A 16,247-nucleotide genomic window follows, 5' to 3' on the forward strand; every position below is an offset into this window, starting at 1 on the left:
GTCCGTCTAATTTAATATTTGAATTTTCAACCAATTGAATTAGTTATATGTAGATTTTTTAATTCTATAATTGTAAAATATACTTATATAAATTTTACTTTAATTTTAACAATTTATATTGGAGGACTCATGAATAACTTAGCTTTGCAAACAGCCTGGCAGGCACACAGTCACCAAAAACGTAAAGGTACTGAAATACCCTATGTAATTCATCCAATTGAGGTAGCCATTATTTTAATTGAAAATGGTGCTGAAGAAGATTTAATTACTGCAGGCTTACTTCACGATACCCTAGAAGATACAAATATAACTAAAGAATATATTACGCAAAATTTTGGCAGGCATGTTTTGAATCTTGTTGTTGGTGCTTCAGAGCCTTATAAACTTGAAACAAATACAAGGCTTAGTATTGAGGAAGAAATAGATTCCTGGAAAGTTAGAAAGACTCACACTATCAATTTTATTGCAATGGCACCTTTAGAAATAAAGCTCTTAACCTGTGCTGATAAATTAAGCAATATTAGAAGTATGGTAAAAGATTATAACTTAATTGGAAATGAGCTTTGGAAAAAATTCAATGCTGGTGCTGGTGATCAAAAATGGTATTATGAAGAACTTATAAAAAGCTTATGTGAGCTTTCTGAATATAAGTTGTATAAGGAATTTACCTCTTTAGTAAAGGAACTTTTTAGCTCAGAAGAAGTACTTGACTTTATAAGACACTAAGATTTATATATTATTTCACAGTATTGGGGATGTAAACATGAACAAAAGTGAGAATTTAGAAGCTGCAGAACTTTCATACTTTTATATTATTAATTACACAGCTGCAGAAAAAGAACTATGCATGATGGAGATGAAGTATCTCTTTAATATTATTCCTTTAAACAAGCACTTTTTCTCTTTCCATTATGTAATTCCTTCTAGAAGTGCCTTTATAAAACAGTGTATCTCTATTATTTATTCCTGCAGCAGTTTAGAGGAATTAATTGAGCAAATTTTAGAGGACAACTTTTCCTCGGAAAATTTTAAAGTCCGTTATATTAACTTTGAAGAGAATAGCCTTTCATATGAACAAAGGCGAAAAATCGAATATAACATTGGCTACAATATAAATGGAGAAGCTGACGTTCATAACCCTGAAATAGTTTTTGGTGTGGTGAATATTAATGGTAAATGGATATTTGGCGTGCTTGAAGATAACAAAAATACTTGGGATAAACATAATCACAAGCTCTATAGTTATTCAAATGCTCTAAATGTTAGAGTTGCCAGAGCATTAGTAAACATAGCCTCGGGGAATAATATGAACATAAGACTTGTTGATCCTTGCTGCGGCATAGGAACTGTTGTTATTGAGGCATTATCTATGGGTTTAAATATAAAGGGCTATGAGCTAAACCCAATGATCGCTGATAATGCAAAGAGAAATCTTGACTTCTTCGGCTATGAGGATGTTATTACTAATGGCAACATGCACGAGATACAAGATAAATATGATGTAGCTATAGTAGATTTACCCTATGGAGTGTTTACTCCAGTCACCCTGAAGGAGCAGCTGGATATAATAAAATCTACAAGAAGAATTGCTAATAAGGCTATTTTAATAACCTTCGAAAATATGGAGCATTATTTTGAGGAAGCAGGCTTTAGTGTTGTGGATAGATGTATTATTGCTAAAGGTACTTTTATAAGATACATTACCGTGTGCAAATAATAATGTGCCAAAGGGATGTTTTTCGCGGCGCATCTTACTAGTTAATACTTTTTGCTTAGCTAGTAAGAATGTTTTGTTAAAGTAAAAGAGGTAGGCAATCAGCCTACCTTTATTTCCTTACCATCCGAAAAAGTCTTCTGGTGCCCCTTTTATTATATCCTTAAATGGTAATTCAAGATCTACAGTAGAAGAAATACCCTTAAGTGTATTTTCATTAAAATGCACCATTATTCTCATTTCATCATCATTATAATATTTGCAAAAGTATATTTGAGCTTTATCCATAATGAAGGAATAATCTACAGTTGAATCAATAAAGTCTTTACTTTCTTTAATTATATTAATATATCTATCCCTCATTTGATTTTTAATGTCCTTAATAAAAATATCTTCCATATCTTTATTTTTTGCTAAATAATTTTTTATCATTTCCTTAGGATTTATAGCTTTCTTTTTTATTAAGTCATAGCTGTATATATTATTGAACTGCTGAAAATCCTTTGATACATCAAAGCCGCTTGCATCTCTTCTAATGCATAAAACTCCATAATAATTGAAGCAGACCTGCATTTGAATCAATGCAATATAATCACACCTCTGTTCATTAATCTTAACTAATCCATCCATAAATTTATTATTAGCTGTTTCAAATGCTAAATTCTTTATATTCTTATTAATTAATTCTTCAAAAGCTGGGTCTCTAAGCCCAGATATCTCGGGATAGTAGGTCCATACATTTCCGTTTGTCTTCTTTGTAATCTCTGATTTATTTGTAAAAAAAATATTGTTTTTTCTAATAATTAAATCCTGCTTTTCTTGTGTCTTTCTTTCAGTGCCAGAATATCTATCAAGTACATCTATATAATCATCAATTTTTGATAATGGAATACTTACAGAATCTCTTCTTAAAAATCCTTCCTCCCTGGCATGAAAAACTATATATAAAGCATCCTCTGAAAGTACAAAATTTTGATCCTGATTTATAGTAGAAAAAGGTTTACTTAAATAATTTTCCTCTTCTCCTTCTTTCATAAGGATACCTTCCACTACCTTTTGATTTATAAGTGGAATGTAATTAGTCCCCACCGTAAAAATATCCTTTAAATATAATCTCTTCCCATCTGTAAGTCTATAAAGAAAGCCATACAAAGGAGCTGAATACAAGTCCCGAAGGCTAATGGATAATAAGTTGTTTGCGTTTAATTCTATATTTGGATATAAAGCAAATGACATTTCATCTCTTTCATCTGCAAGGTTTTTCACCTCATTTTGTATATCCTTTTCAATAGACTTATTTAAGTTCTCTTCAATGGCTTTATCCTTAAGTCCAGAAATTGTAGGAAATGAAATTTGCAAATCACCTTTTTTAGTTGTTATTGTCTTCTCCTCTCTCTTAATCTCAATACCATTTAACAATAAATACTTGGTTTTATTAGGCTTTTTCACAAGCTTTGTTTCCTTAGGAACTGTAATACCTTCCTCTTCAGCAGATGATGGTTTTATCACATCTTTACTCGGCTCTGTTTTAGGAGATGAATTATTTTTTGTAGAATCGCTTATCTGTTCCTTATTACAGCCTATCAGTGAAAAAGAAAAAAATATAGCAATTAAGATAACCATAATACGTTTCATTATAATTACCTCGCTTCTAAAGGAACATAACCAGTGGCTTCTGCTAGTTTTTGTCCATCTGCACCAGTAAGCCACTCCAAAAGCTTTCTTGCGTTAGAGCCCTTAGGTTCAGATTTTCTTAAAACGGCATAGTAGCTTGTTGTAAAAGGATACTTACCAGAGGATATATTGTTATTGTCTGGAGCGATACCATCAATGGCTAAAAGTTTTATAGTATCTTTGTTATACATAGTCTTTGCATAATAAAATACTGAATAGCCTAGTGCCTTTTCGGAGTTATCATATTTTGCAATACTTTCAATAAGCCCTTCCATCCCGGTAACTATAGTTTTAGGCGAATCTTCAAGCTTATTCCCCTTCATCACTAGCTGCTCCATTAAAGTTTGGCTTCCTGAATTTGCTTCCCTTTGATATGCAATGATATCTTTAGCTTCTCCACCGACTTCCTTCCAACTTTTAATTTTCCCTCCATAAATATTTTGTATCTGCTTTGTGGTAAGTGAATTTACTGGATTACTAGTGTTTACCAGAAATACAAAACCTTCCTTTACAACCGGTACAATTTCTAATTCTACCTTAGCATCCTTAGCCATATTTAATTCTTCCTTAGATGGCTCAGTTACAAAAATTATATCCGCCTTTTTATCAAATAAGTTTACATAAGCATTATGGGTTGTATTATGCTTAATAAAGTTTACTGCTTCTTCTTTTGTCATAGAAAGCAAATTTGAAGCAATTGCCTGGGATAGTGGTATAGTTGCGGTGGATCCATCCACCCTGGGGAAAGTATCTTTCGTAAAATTAGGCTTCTCTACCTTGTCCTTCACTTCAACATTTGTTGAGGGAGGATTTTTAACACTAATGGAACTATTCTTTCCAGTATTACAAGCAGAAAGTAATAAAGTGCTAATTAGTATTAATATAAATACATGCCTTTTCATAAAACCTCCAGCTTCTTATCATATTATGGATTGTTTCATATATATTTTACCATATATACCATATTATAGGAAGATTAATGCAAGGAAGTTTCTTTTGTGGTAAAGGGACGTATATCGTAGCACATTTAGATAACATAAACTGTGAGAAACATCTTCTTACAAATCTTACATGAATAAATAGAAAATTTTTTAAATATATTTTAATGAGTATATTTATATTTTTTAGGAGGTTTACATGGATCAAACACTAGCAATTATCCTTAATATTATTATTATGGCTGCTCTTGTCTATGTACTATTTTTAATGCAAAAAAAACATTATTCTTTTACGGTTAGAGTGCTTACAGCCTTACTTGCTGGTATTATTTACGGGGCAATACTGCAACTTTTATTAGGGACAAAGTCACCTGTAGTTAAGGGCGCAAATGATTGGTTTGCAGTTATAAGTTCGGGCTATGTAAGACTGCTTAAAATGATTGTAATTCCACTAATTTTTGTAGCAATAACCTCTGCAATTATTAATCTTAAAGATTCTAAAAACCTTAGAAAAATTTCAATATTAATTATATCAACTCTAGTTATTACAGCAGGTATTTCTGCAGCTGTTGGAGCCGGCTTTGCTAATATATTTGGATTAAATGCCGGCAGCCTTTCGGCGGGACAAAGTGAATTATCAGCTGAAAAGAACATGGAAACTAGTTTAACTGACTTTAAAGCCAAACCTATAGAGCAGCAAATTATTGAAATTGTACCCACAAATCCATTTTACTCTATGACAGGTCAGGGAAGCTCAGCTACTCTTTCCGTAGTATTTTTTGCAGCGATTTTAGGTATAGCTACATTAAGTTTAAGAAAAAAGAATGCAGAAACCGCAGCTTTCTTTACCAAAATTATTAATACACTTAATACAGTAGTTATGAAAATCGTAACCATGATTTTAAAACTTACTCCATATGGAATTCTAGCCCTTATGACTAAAATGGTTTCCACAAGTAACTTTAGTGAAATATTAAGACTGATTCAATTTGTATTAGCCTCTTATGCAGCTATAATAGTAATGTTCTTAGTTCACTTGCTTATATTATCTCTAAATAGAATTAATCCGGTTATTTACATGAGAAAAAGCATCACAGCCCTTACCTTTGCTTTTACTTCAAGGACAAGTGCTGGCACCCTGCCTATTACAGTCGATACCTTAATTAATAAAATGGGAGTTCCAGAAGGCCAGGCTAATCTTTCTGCGTCCTTAGGCACAAGCATAGGTCAAAACGGCTGTGCTGGTATTTATCCTGCAATGCTTGCAGTAATGATAGCTCCAACAGTAGGAATTAATCCACTTGCTCCTGCCTTCTTAATAAAACTTATTATAATAACTGCAATTAGCTCATTTGGAATAGCTGGAGTAGGCGGAGGTGCAACCTTTGCTGCATTAACAGTACTTTCTGCTATGGGACTTCCTGTTGGTTTGGTAGGATTACTAATAGCTATTGAGCCGCTGATTGATATGGCTAGAACAGCTCTTAACGTTAGTGACGCTATGGTAGCAGGTTTAATTTCCAGCAAGTATATGAATGAGTTAAACAAAGACATTTACAATAGTAACTAGCTATAATGTATAAGCCGCGGGGAGGTTTCTAATAGCACATATAAACTTAATGTGCCATTAGAAACCTCCCCGTGCCACGTATCCCCCCGCTGTTTAACAGCTTTTATGAAGCATTATATCTAATATTATTTTATCAGCTTCCAAGGTACCTTGATTTCCAAGTCTGCATAAATTATCAATAGTTCCTTCAGGATCATTTTCTATAATTCCATCAGTAGCTTCTATTGATATTCCTTGATTAGCTAAAATTGCGCACTGCATTGCTGCATTAGTACAAGTGGAAACCTTTAAAGCACAGCCTGCCTTTGCGCCATCACAAAGCATTCCAGTAACATTTCCCAGCATATTTTGAATAGCTGATTTTACTTCTTTTACCTTTCCTCCTAAGAGGTATACTATGCCGCAGCTTGCTCCTGTTGCTGCAATAGTGGCTCCGCAGAGGGCTGATAGTCTTCCAAATTTGGACTTAATATATATGGTTACTAAATGGCTTAAAGTTACTGCTCTCATAAGCCTTTCCTCCGAGTAATCAAGTTTTTCCCATACTGCAACAACAGGAAGCGTAGCTGTTATCCCTTGATTACCGCTGCCTGAATTACTCATAACATTTAAGCTGCAGCCTGCCATTCTAGCATCAGAGCCTGCAGAGGTAAGGGCCATGGCATAATTTGTTAGATCATCTGATATAAGCCCTTTATTAATTTGATTAACTATAGTCTTTCCAACCTGTAGTCCAAAGGAATTTTCAAGACCATATAACCCAATTTTTTTGTTTAATTCTATACTTTTTTTAACTATATCCAATTTATCTGTTTCTACTTCATTAATAAAGTTCCATATGGAATCTATATTTACAGCTTTTAAATCAAGTAGAGCTTCATTCATAGTAAAGTTATCTTTAATATTTTTTATAATCACACCATCAACTTCAATAGTAGAAATATTAGTATGATTGTCTTCAATAATAACTCGTGCTGTTGATGCTTCAGTATGAACGATAACTTCTATATAAAGCTTTTTAGATGAGTCAGCTACATTAACTGATACCGTTCCGCCTTTAATCATAGTCTTTGCATTTTCTATGTCCTCTTTAGTAAGCCCATTTAAAACCTCAAGGCTTCTATCAGCATCCTTCGCCAGAGAACCAAGGGCTGCAGCAAGATTTATTCCACTGCTGCCGGTGCCAGGGATGTTTACTGACATTGCATTTTTAATAACATTTCCGCTTGCAAATACCTTAAGATCAATTACTTTTTCCCCTTTAACATACTTTCTTGCTGTAGCTGCCGCAAGTGCAATAGCAATTGGCTCTGTACAGCCTAAGGCAACAACTAATTCTTTATTAAGTAACTCAAAGAAAATACTTTGATCCATAACTTTTCCCCCATAAATATAAACTTTATTAAAATCTCCTTATATCATTATAAACGTTTACAGATAACCTGTCCAATATTAGCTGGTACTAATGCTTTTAATCTTTAATCTTAAATAGCAAAACTGCCGACAAAATATATGTCAGCAGTTTAATAAATATATCTTATTTAACTTTAAATCCAGCATTAAATGTAACGGAACCGTTCTTATTTTCAACAATATTATTTACATAAATTCCTGTATAATTTGCTGAAGCTCCATTTCCATTATTAAAATAATAGGAGCCAGAGTTAGGTACTGAGGTTGGCGTAAAAGATTGTCCTGTCTTATATAAGTCTCCATTATCTGCTACATTTACATTCTTTTCAAGATCCCATTTATTATCAGCCTGCAAAATGGATATTCCATAGTGAGTCTCACCTGTACCAGCATCTGCATTTACCCCCTGCTTGCGTGACTGGAACCAATTTGCTGCTTCATTTGGACGATTAAAGTTCCTTAATAAAACATTTTCATCTATATGATATATTGCAAGTCCATGTATTCCTGTTCCATATCTTGATAATGAGCTGTCAAAGCCAATCTGCTGTCTATTTTCCACAAGGAAGTATTCACTACCATTTGAGTCTGGTGCTACTAATTTAACAACTCCACCCCCATTAGCTACTGAGTTCAATGTAAAGCTACCTGATCCACTAGTAAGGGTAATAGGATGAGTTAAACCTAAAAATACTTGAGACCATGCATCTAAATATACTGGCGAATTTCCAGCATACTGCTTAGCATTAGGGAATCTAGTCCAAGAACCACTAGCCATTAGGGTATATGCACCAGTTCCTTCTGAGTCATAGCCATAGTCATATTGATCTGGCAGGCCAAGAACGTGACCGAATTCATGAGCATATACACCCACATATGCCGGATATGGTCCACTGGGAGTACCTAGATACCCAGTCATATCTCCTCCTACCTCTGGTTCTATAGAATAATCATTAACAATTACATTGTCTACCTCAAGTCCTTTTGGCAGACCTTCTTCATCCTCCCTGCCAGTTAATGCATACCGATTATAATAATAGGCACTTTCATAATCCCAGCTATGAGACCATATCACAGTAGGATCTGTACTAAATTCCGAACCTGTACCTTGATGAATTAAGAAAACATTTGGAACTACTCCATTCTTTGCATACTGTGAAAAATCTACTAATTCATCTGCAGCCTTAATAGCATCTTCAAAAATCAACGACATAGTATAGTCACCGTTGGTGTTCTCACCAATTAGCCCATAATTTTGTCCTATTTTATAGTAGGAATAACCATGAGGCATTGTAACCTCAACAACCTGTCCAGTTACATTAACCCTTCCATCAGAAATCCCTTTATAATAGTTCTTTAATGTTCTATCTGTGGGTGCTGTAATTCCATTATAGGTTTTATATATGCTGAACTCTTCCATTGAGTATGGGTCATAAATATCACCAAATAATAAGTTTTGCAGCTGAGCTACTGGCATATGGTCATATTTTACTGAAGTTGGAGGCTGATCATTATCTGGAAACTTTAGATATAATGCTATTGCCTTCTGTTCATTAGCAATTGGAGCAGTGCCTAATACCGCTCCGCTATTAACAGCATGTGGTCCATTTTTTAAGCTAGTAGGTACATGATCTTTAATATTAATACCTTTCGCTTTTAAATCCTGCATTACATCATCTGGAATAGTGACTGCATGATAGGAAATTTTTGATGTATTCTGTCTAGATACTGTATTAGAATTTGAAATTTTAATCATTGAATTTCCTGTTGTAAGTACTAATGCTGAAGCTAAAAAAAATACTATAGCTTTTTTCACCTTTATACCCCCTATAAATTAAAATTATGAACTACATAATAATCATTTTACTAATTAGCAAAAATATTATTATAAGCTGTAATTCATATATTTAATTTTACAATATCAATAATTATTTGTAAATATTTTACAAATAATTATTGATAAATATAGGGATCCAATTTAATTACTTAGGCTCTCAAGTTTCTCCCAAAGGTTAGTATACTTCTTCTTTAGATTTACTATTTTAAAGGTATTTTTATCTACAAAGGTTTGAACTGTCTTGCCCTTTGCTAATAGCTTGCCATCAGCTTCTCTAATTACATTATACTGAAGAGTTACCTTTACGGGGCTTAGCTCCTCCATAGTAGTTTCCACTATAAGGTTATCTGCATATTTAGCACCTTCGTAATACTTACATTGTGTTTCCACCAAAGGCATCATTACCCCTGCATCTTCCATATCCTTATATTTTATAGTTGCTCCCATAATAAAGTCCTCTCTTGCAGCTTCGAAATAAACATAATAATTTGAATGATGCACTACTCCCATTTGGTCTGTTTCTGCATATCTTACTGTTAATTTTGATACACTCTTAAACATTATTCAATCCTCCTTAGTAGTTAGAATACAATATGATGTGGTAGTATGTCCCTGCCGCCTACTTATATAATATTAGGCCTGTTATTCCTGCAGCTATGGTTAAAAGTACCGGGTCTGCTTTATACTTTAATGATGCTAAGGTTACTATAGCAAAAATAACTAGGCTTTTATAATCAATAAATGATCCCGATGATACAAGTAAAGGGGCTGCAGCCATTAAGCCAATTGTGGCTGGTATTAGCCCTATAAATATATATTTTACATATTTATTATCTCTAAATTTAAGAAAAAACTTTGTAAATATAAGCATTATAATAAATGTAGGAAGCACAACTCCTATAGTTGCTAGTATACTTCCTAAGATTCCCCCTGCTTTATAGCCTACATAGGTAGCTCCATTAATTGCTATAGGACCAGGTGTAGCTTGAGAAACAGCAACTAAATCAGTAAATTCACTTGAAGTAAGCCAGCCATTACTAGTAACTGCCTCCTGCCTTATAAGAGGAAGAATTGCATTTCCGCCTCCAAAACTAAATAATCCAATTTTTAAGAATACGTATAAAACCTTTATGTATATATTCATCATTTTGTTATCCTCTCTTTAATAATTCCATAGGATAAGCCTCCAATAGCCGAGGCTATAATTATAAAGATAGGATTTACATTTAAAAGTACAATTAATATAACTGTAAATATAGGAATGAAAATTGTCTTTTTAGTTAGATTGGAGCTTTTAGCTATTCTAAAAACCGGAACTGCTATTAAGGCTACCACAGCTGGTCTTATTCCTAAAAAAATCCTTTGAGCAATTGTACTATCTTTTACTCCCATATAATAAATCGCAAAGATTAAAATTACTATAAATGCTGTTAGAACACTGCCTAATACTGCAGCAATACTACCCATTATTCCAGCTATTTTATAGCCCACAAATACTGCTGTGTCAACGGTAATAGGTCCTGGAGCAGATTGGCCAAGAGCAAGCAGCTCAACAAATTCTTTCCTGTCTATCCAGCCTTTTTTATCAACTACTTCCTTTTCAATAAGCGGAATCATTGCATATCCACCACCTATTGTAAAAGTTCCAATCTTGAAGAAAACTAAAAATATTTCTAATAAACTTTTCAATATTCATTCACCCCAAAATCCCTAAATAAGATTTTAATATTATTATAGCAAAGCTAGTTACTAATATCCAATATTGAAAATGCCGCAATAAACAACCCAGTGCCATGCTCCCATTTAAAAAACACTTCGTACCAACCATTTCATCCATGCCGCCTAAATTGTGGTATAATTTATTACATAAAATAATTTTATAGAAGACAAAAGGGGGTCTTAAAATGAATAATTATGAAAGAGTAGAGGAAAATTTAAAAAAGCTTTGTGAGGAATGTAAATTTTATGGTACAAGCCAATGCGTGCCATCAAGATGTAATATAGGATTTGCTGCAAATGCTATAAAAGCTGCAAAAAATAATGGACAACAAATAATTGAAGATGGTATCAAATTAATTCCACAAAATGACATGAAGATATATGAAGAAAACTTAATTGCAAAGAGCATCGCAGGCGTTTGTAAATTGTGTAAGGAATGTAAGGAAGGCCATAGTGAGAACTGCATTGTAGCATTAAGCCGCAGATCCCTAGAAAGGACACATTTGAGAGAAGATGTGGTTTATCCAGGAAATATATTAATGTATCTAATTAATGTGGCAAAACAAGATTCAGCATTTTCAGATAAGATAAAAACTGAATATAATGAGATAAAAGAGGAATATTCTAAAGAGATAGCTATAGATAAATCTGTAATATCACAAAAATCTCCTATAGCAGTAGAACTTAAGAAGGGTGAAACTTATTTTTGGTGTACCTGCGGTAAAAGCTCTAATCAGCCATTTTGCAATGGGGCACATGTAGGTACCTCCTTTGAACCTTTAGAATTTACAGCTGAAAAGGATGGTACTGAGTATCTATGTGCTTGTAAACATACTAAAAATCCTCCATATTGTGATGGTTCACACAAAAGTCTATAATTTGAATTTTACCTTATAATACATATCATTTTATAAAAGCACAAAAATCACTGAAGGGCTTTATATTATAATACCCCTCAGCGATTTCCCTGCTTCCGTGTCACCCGCATGGAAAAAACCTTTAATTCTTAATTCATAACAAGGCTATGAAGTTAGTTCTTTAAAATATCTTAAATTAATTTTCCTCAGCAGCTATTTCACCTAGGCTTATAACCTTATCCTTAAGCCAGTTCTTTCCTTCTACAATTCTAGTAACCAGCATTGCACAAACTGCATTTCCAGTAGAATTTAAAAGTGTAGCAGGTGCATCGATTATAGTGCTGATTACAGCTATAATAGGCAGAACCTCAGGTGGGAAGCCATAAACACTTATTATTAGCATTTCTCCAATCATACCACCACCTGGAATAGCACCCATAACAGCACCTACTAAATATGCTACAAATATAATTCCAACTAAAGTGCTGAAGCTATGCATGTCCTTTCCATATAGTCCATATAAAAAGGTTATTTTCATAACCCCGCCAATTACAGAGCCATCCTTATGAGTATTTGCTCCTAGCGGTACTACTGTTTCTGAAATATCATCAGGAACCCCCATTTTCTTTGTGTACTTAAGATTTACAGGAATACATGCAGCACTTGAGCAGGTGGCTAAGGCAGTTATGGAGGGTGTTATTACGTTTTTCCAGTAGACTTTAACTCCATCTTTTCCAGCAGCTAAATAAGCATAAAACGTTAGTATTCCAAAATATAAAATTACAGAAAGTACTAGGTATAAAATAAATACTCTTAAATAACCCTGTAAAATCTGTGTTCCAAGCTGCCCTATTACTGAAGCAAAGTAACAACCAAGTCCAATAGGGGCATAATACATGATTATGTTAACCATTTTCATCATTACCTCTGAACCCGCCTTTAAGAATCTTGCAACTGGTTCAGCCTTTTCACGCACTAAGGCTGTTGAAACACCAAATAATAGTGAAAACACAATTAACTGCAGCATATTTTTTCTAGAAAATACATTTATAAAATCCGAAACAGTAAAGGTGTTTACAATTTGTTGAAGCGCTCCTACTTTTTCTGCATTTTGAGAATCACTTACCTGTGTCATAAGTTTTTGAATTGTACCATGATCTATACCCTTTGTAGGATCTGTTATTAATGCTCCTATTACTCCAAGTACAGCAGCAAATAAGGCCGTTAAGGTGAACACTAAAATAACACTGCCTAAAATCTTTCCTAATCTTTTCATACTTACCATATTAGCGATAGCTGAGGATACACTAAAAAATACAAGAGGTACTATAATAGTAAACATTAAGTTTAGAAAAAGATTACCAAAGGGTTCAAGTACAGATGCCTTAGGACCTATAATGGCACCTAAAATTCCGCCTATAATAACAGAGCCAAGCAAAATAATTGACGTCTTATAAGTTTTTAATATTTCCATTTTCCCACCTCAATCTATTATCTTTACATTTAGTATAGCATATAATATTACAATATTTATTGTTAAATATGCTTGTAATATTGCAAAAGATGTTCTATTTTATAATTAAATATAATTTTGAATGAGGTATTATTATGGAAATGGATATGAGTAAAATAAAACTTAAGAGTGGCTACCTTAATTCTGACTTTGAATATTTTCATATAATAGATAAAAAACATATGGAATTTGAATTCCACTACCATGACTTTAATAAAATAATCATATTTATATCAGGAAATGTAACCTATCTGATTGAAGGAAAGGCCTATAAACTAAAGCCTTGGGATATTCTATTTGTAAACAGCCATGACGTTCACAAACCAATAGTCAGCGAGTATGTGCCCTATGAAAGAATAGTATTATGGGTAAATTCAAGTTTTCTAGAGTTTCATAATAAAGGTAATTCAAATCTACAGACCTGCTTTGAGCTTGCTTCCAGGGAAAAAATCTGCTTGCTCCGTTTGCCAGCTGAAAATATTAAAAGCTTGCAGCCAGTTCTTTTCAACTTAGAAGCTGCAACTAAAGATCAGGATTTTGGTAATGAAGTTCTAAAAAACTCATTATTTCTTCAGCTAATAGTTTATATTAATAGGGTTTTTCTTAGGAGAAAACTAAACACTGCTTTTAATGATATTGAATATGATAGGAGAATTGCAGACATTCTGGACTACATTAATTCAAATTTAAAGGAAGACTTATCAATAAAAAGTTTAGCAGCAAAATTTTATATCAGTAAATACTTCTTAATGCATAAATTTAAAGCTGATACAGGCTATACCCTCCACAGCTATATACAGCAAAAGAGGCTTATAAAAGCCAGCGATCTAATAAAATTAGGTATGCCTATTATGGAGGTTTACTTAGACTGCGGCTTTGGTGACTATTCAAGCTTTATAAGAGCTTTTAAAAAAACTTTCAATATATCACCAAGAGATTATTTTAGAACCACAAAAGAAATGGATGCCTCTTATATCTACGGCACCCACTTCTATAATATTTAATTTTTACTTTTTACATCAATATAGTGTTTATATCTTAATAGCACATCATGATTATCCTCTATGAAATTTACGTAATCCTTAAGTCTGTTTACAGTCTTATCACAGATGGTGTGCTCCATTTTCTCCGTTTCCTGTAAAATATTTTCCTCAGGAACACCTATAATTCTAAAAAATTCTTCAATAATATTATGCCTTTTTAAAAGTGCTTCTCCTATAACTTTACCATTTTCCTTAAGCATTATTACTCCGTACTTTTCATACTTTAATAAGCTCAGTTCAGCTAATTTTTGAACCATTTTTGTAGCAGAAGGTGGTTGTACATTTAATGCGTCTGACAATTCATGAATTCTTGTAAAGCCATTACTTAAAGAAAGTCTATAAATCATTTCCAAATAATCCTCCATAGATGCAGTAAGAGCATTGTCCTCTTTTTTCATATACTCGCTAAAGGTATAAAAATCATTATTGTCCATAAGCTCACCCACTTTAGGATAAGATATTATTAATTTCACAGTTTTATTTAATAACAAAACCAGATAATTTGTTAGTAAATTATATGCTAATTTAGTTTAAAAAATTACAAATTTGTAACACATCTTTTTACTGTTTCATAGCTTATATTAGAGAGTTAGTTATGGCTAATTTATTTAACTCTTAATAACTTTCTTATTTTAAGCTAATAAAGAGGTGTTTTACATGAATTCTTCTAAAGATTATAAAGAGCTTGCCATAGAATCAGAAAATACATTAACAGTAAGTGTACCAAACATAACTAGCACCAATGTTTTCAGTAAGTTTAAAGCCCTGTTAAAATTTCTTGGTCCTGCATTTATTGTAAGTGTGGCCTATATAGATCCTGGAAATTTTGCTACTAATATTAGTGGAGGTTCCATTTTTAAATATAACCTTTTATGGGTAATTCTTTGGAGCAACTTAATGGCAATTTTTCTGCAAATGATGTCTGCGAAACTTGGCATAGCTACAAGTGCTAACTTGACTGAAATGTGCAGAAAAGTTTTCTCAAGAAAAGTTAACTGGGGCTTTTGGATAATAGCTGAGCTTGCAGCCATGGCTACTACAATGGCGGAGTTTTTAGGCGGTGCCTTAGGCTTTTACTTATTATTTGGTATCCCTTTGCCTATTTCAGGTATTCTTACTGCAATTGTAACCTTCTCCATAACTTATCTTCAGAAATATGGTCAAAGAGTTGTAGAAGTTACCATATCAATACTTGTAGCGATTATAAGTGTTGCCTACGCAATTGAGCTTTTTCTTGCTAAACCAGATTGGGCTTCTGTTGGAATTCATACTCTTATTCCCTCACTCCCTAACAGTCAAGCTCTTCTTATTGCTGTAGGAATGCTTGGAGCTACTGTTATGCCTCATGTAATATATCTTCATTCTCAGCTCGTTCAAGATAGAAATAATACTCATCATGGCTTAGAAGAAAAGAAAAGACATCTTAAGATGGAAAAAATAGATATAGCAATTGCAATGAATATTGCTTTTATTGTAAATGCAGCAATGGTTATTGTATCAGCAGCAGTATTTAATTCTCAAGGACTAGTAGTAGACTCTATTGAACAGGCCCATAAATCTCTTCAGCCTCTATTAGGTTCCTTATCAAGCGGAGCCTTTGGAATAGCGCTTCTGGCCTCTGGTTTTTCCTCATCAACTGTTGGTGCAATGGCAGGTGAAACTGTAATGGATGGTTTTGTGGATGTAAAGCTGCCCTTAAATTTTAAAAGACTTCTAACTATGCTCCCAGGAATGTTGATAATAGCCTTTGGTGTCAACCCAATGAAGGCTTTAGTGCTGAGTCAAGTATGTTTAAGCTTTGCCCTTCCTGTTGCTATAATACCAATGCTTATTATTACAGGGCGAAAGGACTTAATGGGTGACTTTGTTAATAAACCTTGGGTAAAGCTGCTTGGAATAATAATTACTTCAGCTATTATATTAATGAATGCAATCTTATTATATTTCACTTTATGTAACTGAGTATTTT

The 16,247-nt window shown here is 33.2% G+C and carries 15 protein-coding genes; 6 read left to right on the forward strand and 9 right to left on the reverse strand.

From position 1 onward, the window contains the following. Positions 1 to 129: 129 nt before the first annotated feature. Together ACJDUH_RS18095 and ACJDUH_RS18100 are read left to right on the forward strand one after the other, a co-directional pair. Positions 130 to 726 (forward strand): HD domain-containing protein, encoded by a 597-nt coding sequence (locus tag ACJDUH_RS18095; protein WP_406766620.1) that lies wholly within the window; start codon positions 130 to 132, stop codon positions 724 to 726. A gap of 37 nt (positions 727 to 763) precedes the next feature. Further along, positions 764 to 1,717, forward strand: coding sequence for a TRM11 family SAM-dependent methyltransferase (locus ACJDUH_RS18100; RefSeq protein ID WP_406766621.1), 954 nt, complete (start codon positions 764 to 766; stop codon positions 1,715 to 1,717). 117 nt (positions 1,718 to 1,834) lie between these two features. On the opposite strand, the gene ACJDUH_RS18105 is transcribed toward ACJDUH_RS18100, so the two are convergent. Together ACJDUH_RS18105 and ACJDUH_RS18110 are read right to left on the reverse strand one after the other, a co-directional pair. Next, a complete protein-coding gene (locus ACJDUH_RS18105; protein ID WP_406766622.1) occupies positions 1,835 to 3,349 on the reverse strand; it encodes a hypothetical protein in 1,515 nt (504 codons plus the stop codon). 5 nt (positions 3,350 to 3,354) lie between these two features. Further along, a complete protein-coding gene (locus ACJDUH_RS18110; RefSeq protein WP_406766623.1) occupies positions 3,355 to 4,290 on the reverse strand; it encodes a PstS family phosphate ABC transporter substrate-binding protein in 936 nt (311 codons plus the stop codon). 235 nt (positions 4,291 to 4,525) lie between these two features. Between ACJDUH_RS18110 and ACJDUH_RS18115 the strand changes: the two genes are divergently transcribed. Next, positions 4,526 to 5,896 (forward strand): L-cystine transporter, encoded by a 1,371-nt coding sequence (locus ACJDUH_RS18115; RefSeq protein WP_406766624.1) that lies wholly within the window; start codon positions 4,526 to 4,528, stop codon positions 5,894 to 5,896. A gap of 93 nt (positions 5,897 to 5,989) precedes the next feature. On the opposite strand, the gene ACJDUH_RS18120 is transcribed toward ACJDUH_RS18115, so the two are convergent. The 5 genes from ACJDUH_RS18120 to ACJDUH_RS18140 form a co-directional block, all read right to left on the reverse strand. After that, positions 5,990 to 7,270, reverse strand: a complete 1,281-nt coding sequence (locus tag ACJDUH_RS18120) for an L-cysteine desulfidase family protein (RefSeq protein WP_406766625.1) — start codon at positions 7,268 to 7,270, stop codon at positions 5,990 to 5,992. A gap of 163 nt (positions 7,271 to 7,433) precedes the next feature. Next, positions 7,434 to 9,125: a M6 family metalloprotease domain-containing protein gene (locus tag ACJDUH_RS18125; protein WP_406766626.1), complete on the reverse strand. Its 1,692-nt coding sequence runs from the start codon at positions 9,123 to 9,125 to the stop codon at positions 7,434 to 7,436. A gap of 162 nt (positions 9,126 to 9,287) precedes the next feature. Continuing rightward, the gene (locus tag ACJDUH_RS18130; protein WP_406766627.1) at positions 9,288 to 9,707 is read right to left on the reverse strand and encodes an acyl-CoA thioesterase; all 420 of its coding nucleotides are present in this window, start codon (positions 9,705 to 9,707) and stop codon (positions 9,288 to 9,290) included. Positions 9,708 to 9,765: 58 nt separating this feature from the next. Beyond that, positions 9,766 to 10,293: a chromate transporter gene (locus tag ACJDUH_RS18135; RefSeq protein ID WP_406766628.1), complete on the reverse strand. Its 528-nt coding sequence runs from the start codon at positions 10,291 to 10,293 to the stop codon at positions 9,766 to 9,768. Then, entirely contained in the window at positions 10,290 to 10,835 is a 546-nt protein-coding gene (locus ACJDUH_RS18140; RefSeq protein ID WP_406766629.1) for a chromate transporter, read from the reverse strand. Before ACJDUH_RS18140 ends, ACJDUH_RS18135 begins: the two co-directional genes overlap by 4 nt. Positions 10,836 to 11,050: 215 nt before the next feature. On the opposite strand from ACJDUH_RS18140, the gene ACJDUH_RS18145 reads away from it, so the two are divergent. Continuing rightward, a complete protein-coding gene (locus tag ACJDUH_RS18145; RefSeq protein WP_406766630.1) occupies positions 11,051 to 11,743 on the forward strand; it encodes a CDGSH iron-sulfur domain-containing protein in 693 nt (230 codons plus the stop codon). 175 nt (positions 11,744 to 11,918) lie between these two features. Here ACJDUH_RS18145 and ACJDUH_RS18150 read toward each other — a convergent pair whose 3' ends face one another. Beyond that, entirely contained in the window at positions 11,919 to 13,196 is a 1,278-nt protein-coding gene (locus ACJDUH_RS18150; protein WP_406766631.1) for a dicarboxylate/amino acid:cation symporter, read from the reverse strand. A 134-nt stretch (positions 13,197 to 13,330) separates the two neighbouring features. Here ACJDUH_RS18150 and ACJDUH_RS18155 point away from each other — a divergent pair, with 134 nt between their 5' ends. Then, positions 13,331 to 14,239 (forward strand): helix-turn-helix domain-containing protein, encoded by a 909-nt coding sequence (locus tag ACJDUH_RS18155; RefSeq protein ID WP_406766632.1) that lies wholly within the window; start codon positions 13,331 to 13,333, stop codon positions 14,237 to 14,239. Here ACJDUH_RS18155 and ACJDUH_RS18160 read toward each other — a convergent pair. Continuing rightward, the gene (locus ACJDUH_RS18160) at positions 14,236 to 14,712 is read right to left on the reverse strand and encodes a metal-dependent transcriptional regulator (protein ID WP_406766633.1); all 477 of its coding nucleotides are present in this window, start codon (positions 14,710 to 14,712) and stop codon (positions 14,236 to 14,238) included. The two genes, ACJDUH_RS18155 and ACJDUH_RS18160, sit on opposite strands and share 4 nt — an antisense overlap. A 223-nt stretch (positions 14,713 to 14,935) precedes the next feature. Between ACJDUH_RS18160 and ACJDUH_RS18165 the strand changes: the two genes are divergently transcribed. Next, positions 14,936 to 16,240, forward strand: coding sequence for an Nramp family divalent metal transporter (locus tag ACJDUH_RS18165; protein ID WP_406766634.1), 1,305 nt, complete (start codon positions 14,936 to 14,938; stop codon positions 16,238 to 16,240). The last annotated feature ends 7 nt before the right edge of the window (positions 16,241 to 16,247 follow it).

This window comes from Candidatus Clostridium radicumherbarum, assembly GCF_045310525.1.
Lineage (GTDB): Bacteria > Bacillota > Clostridia > Clostridiales > Clostridiaceae > Clostridium_AT > Clostridium_AT radicumherbarum.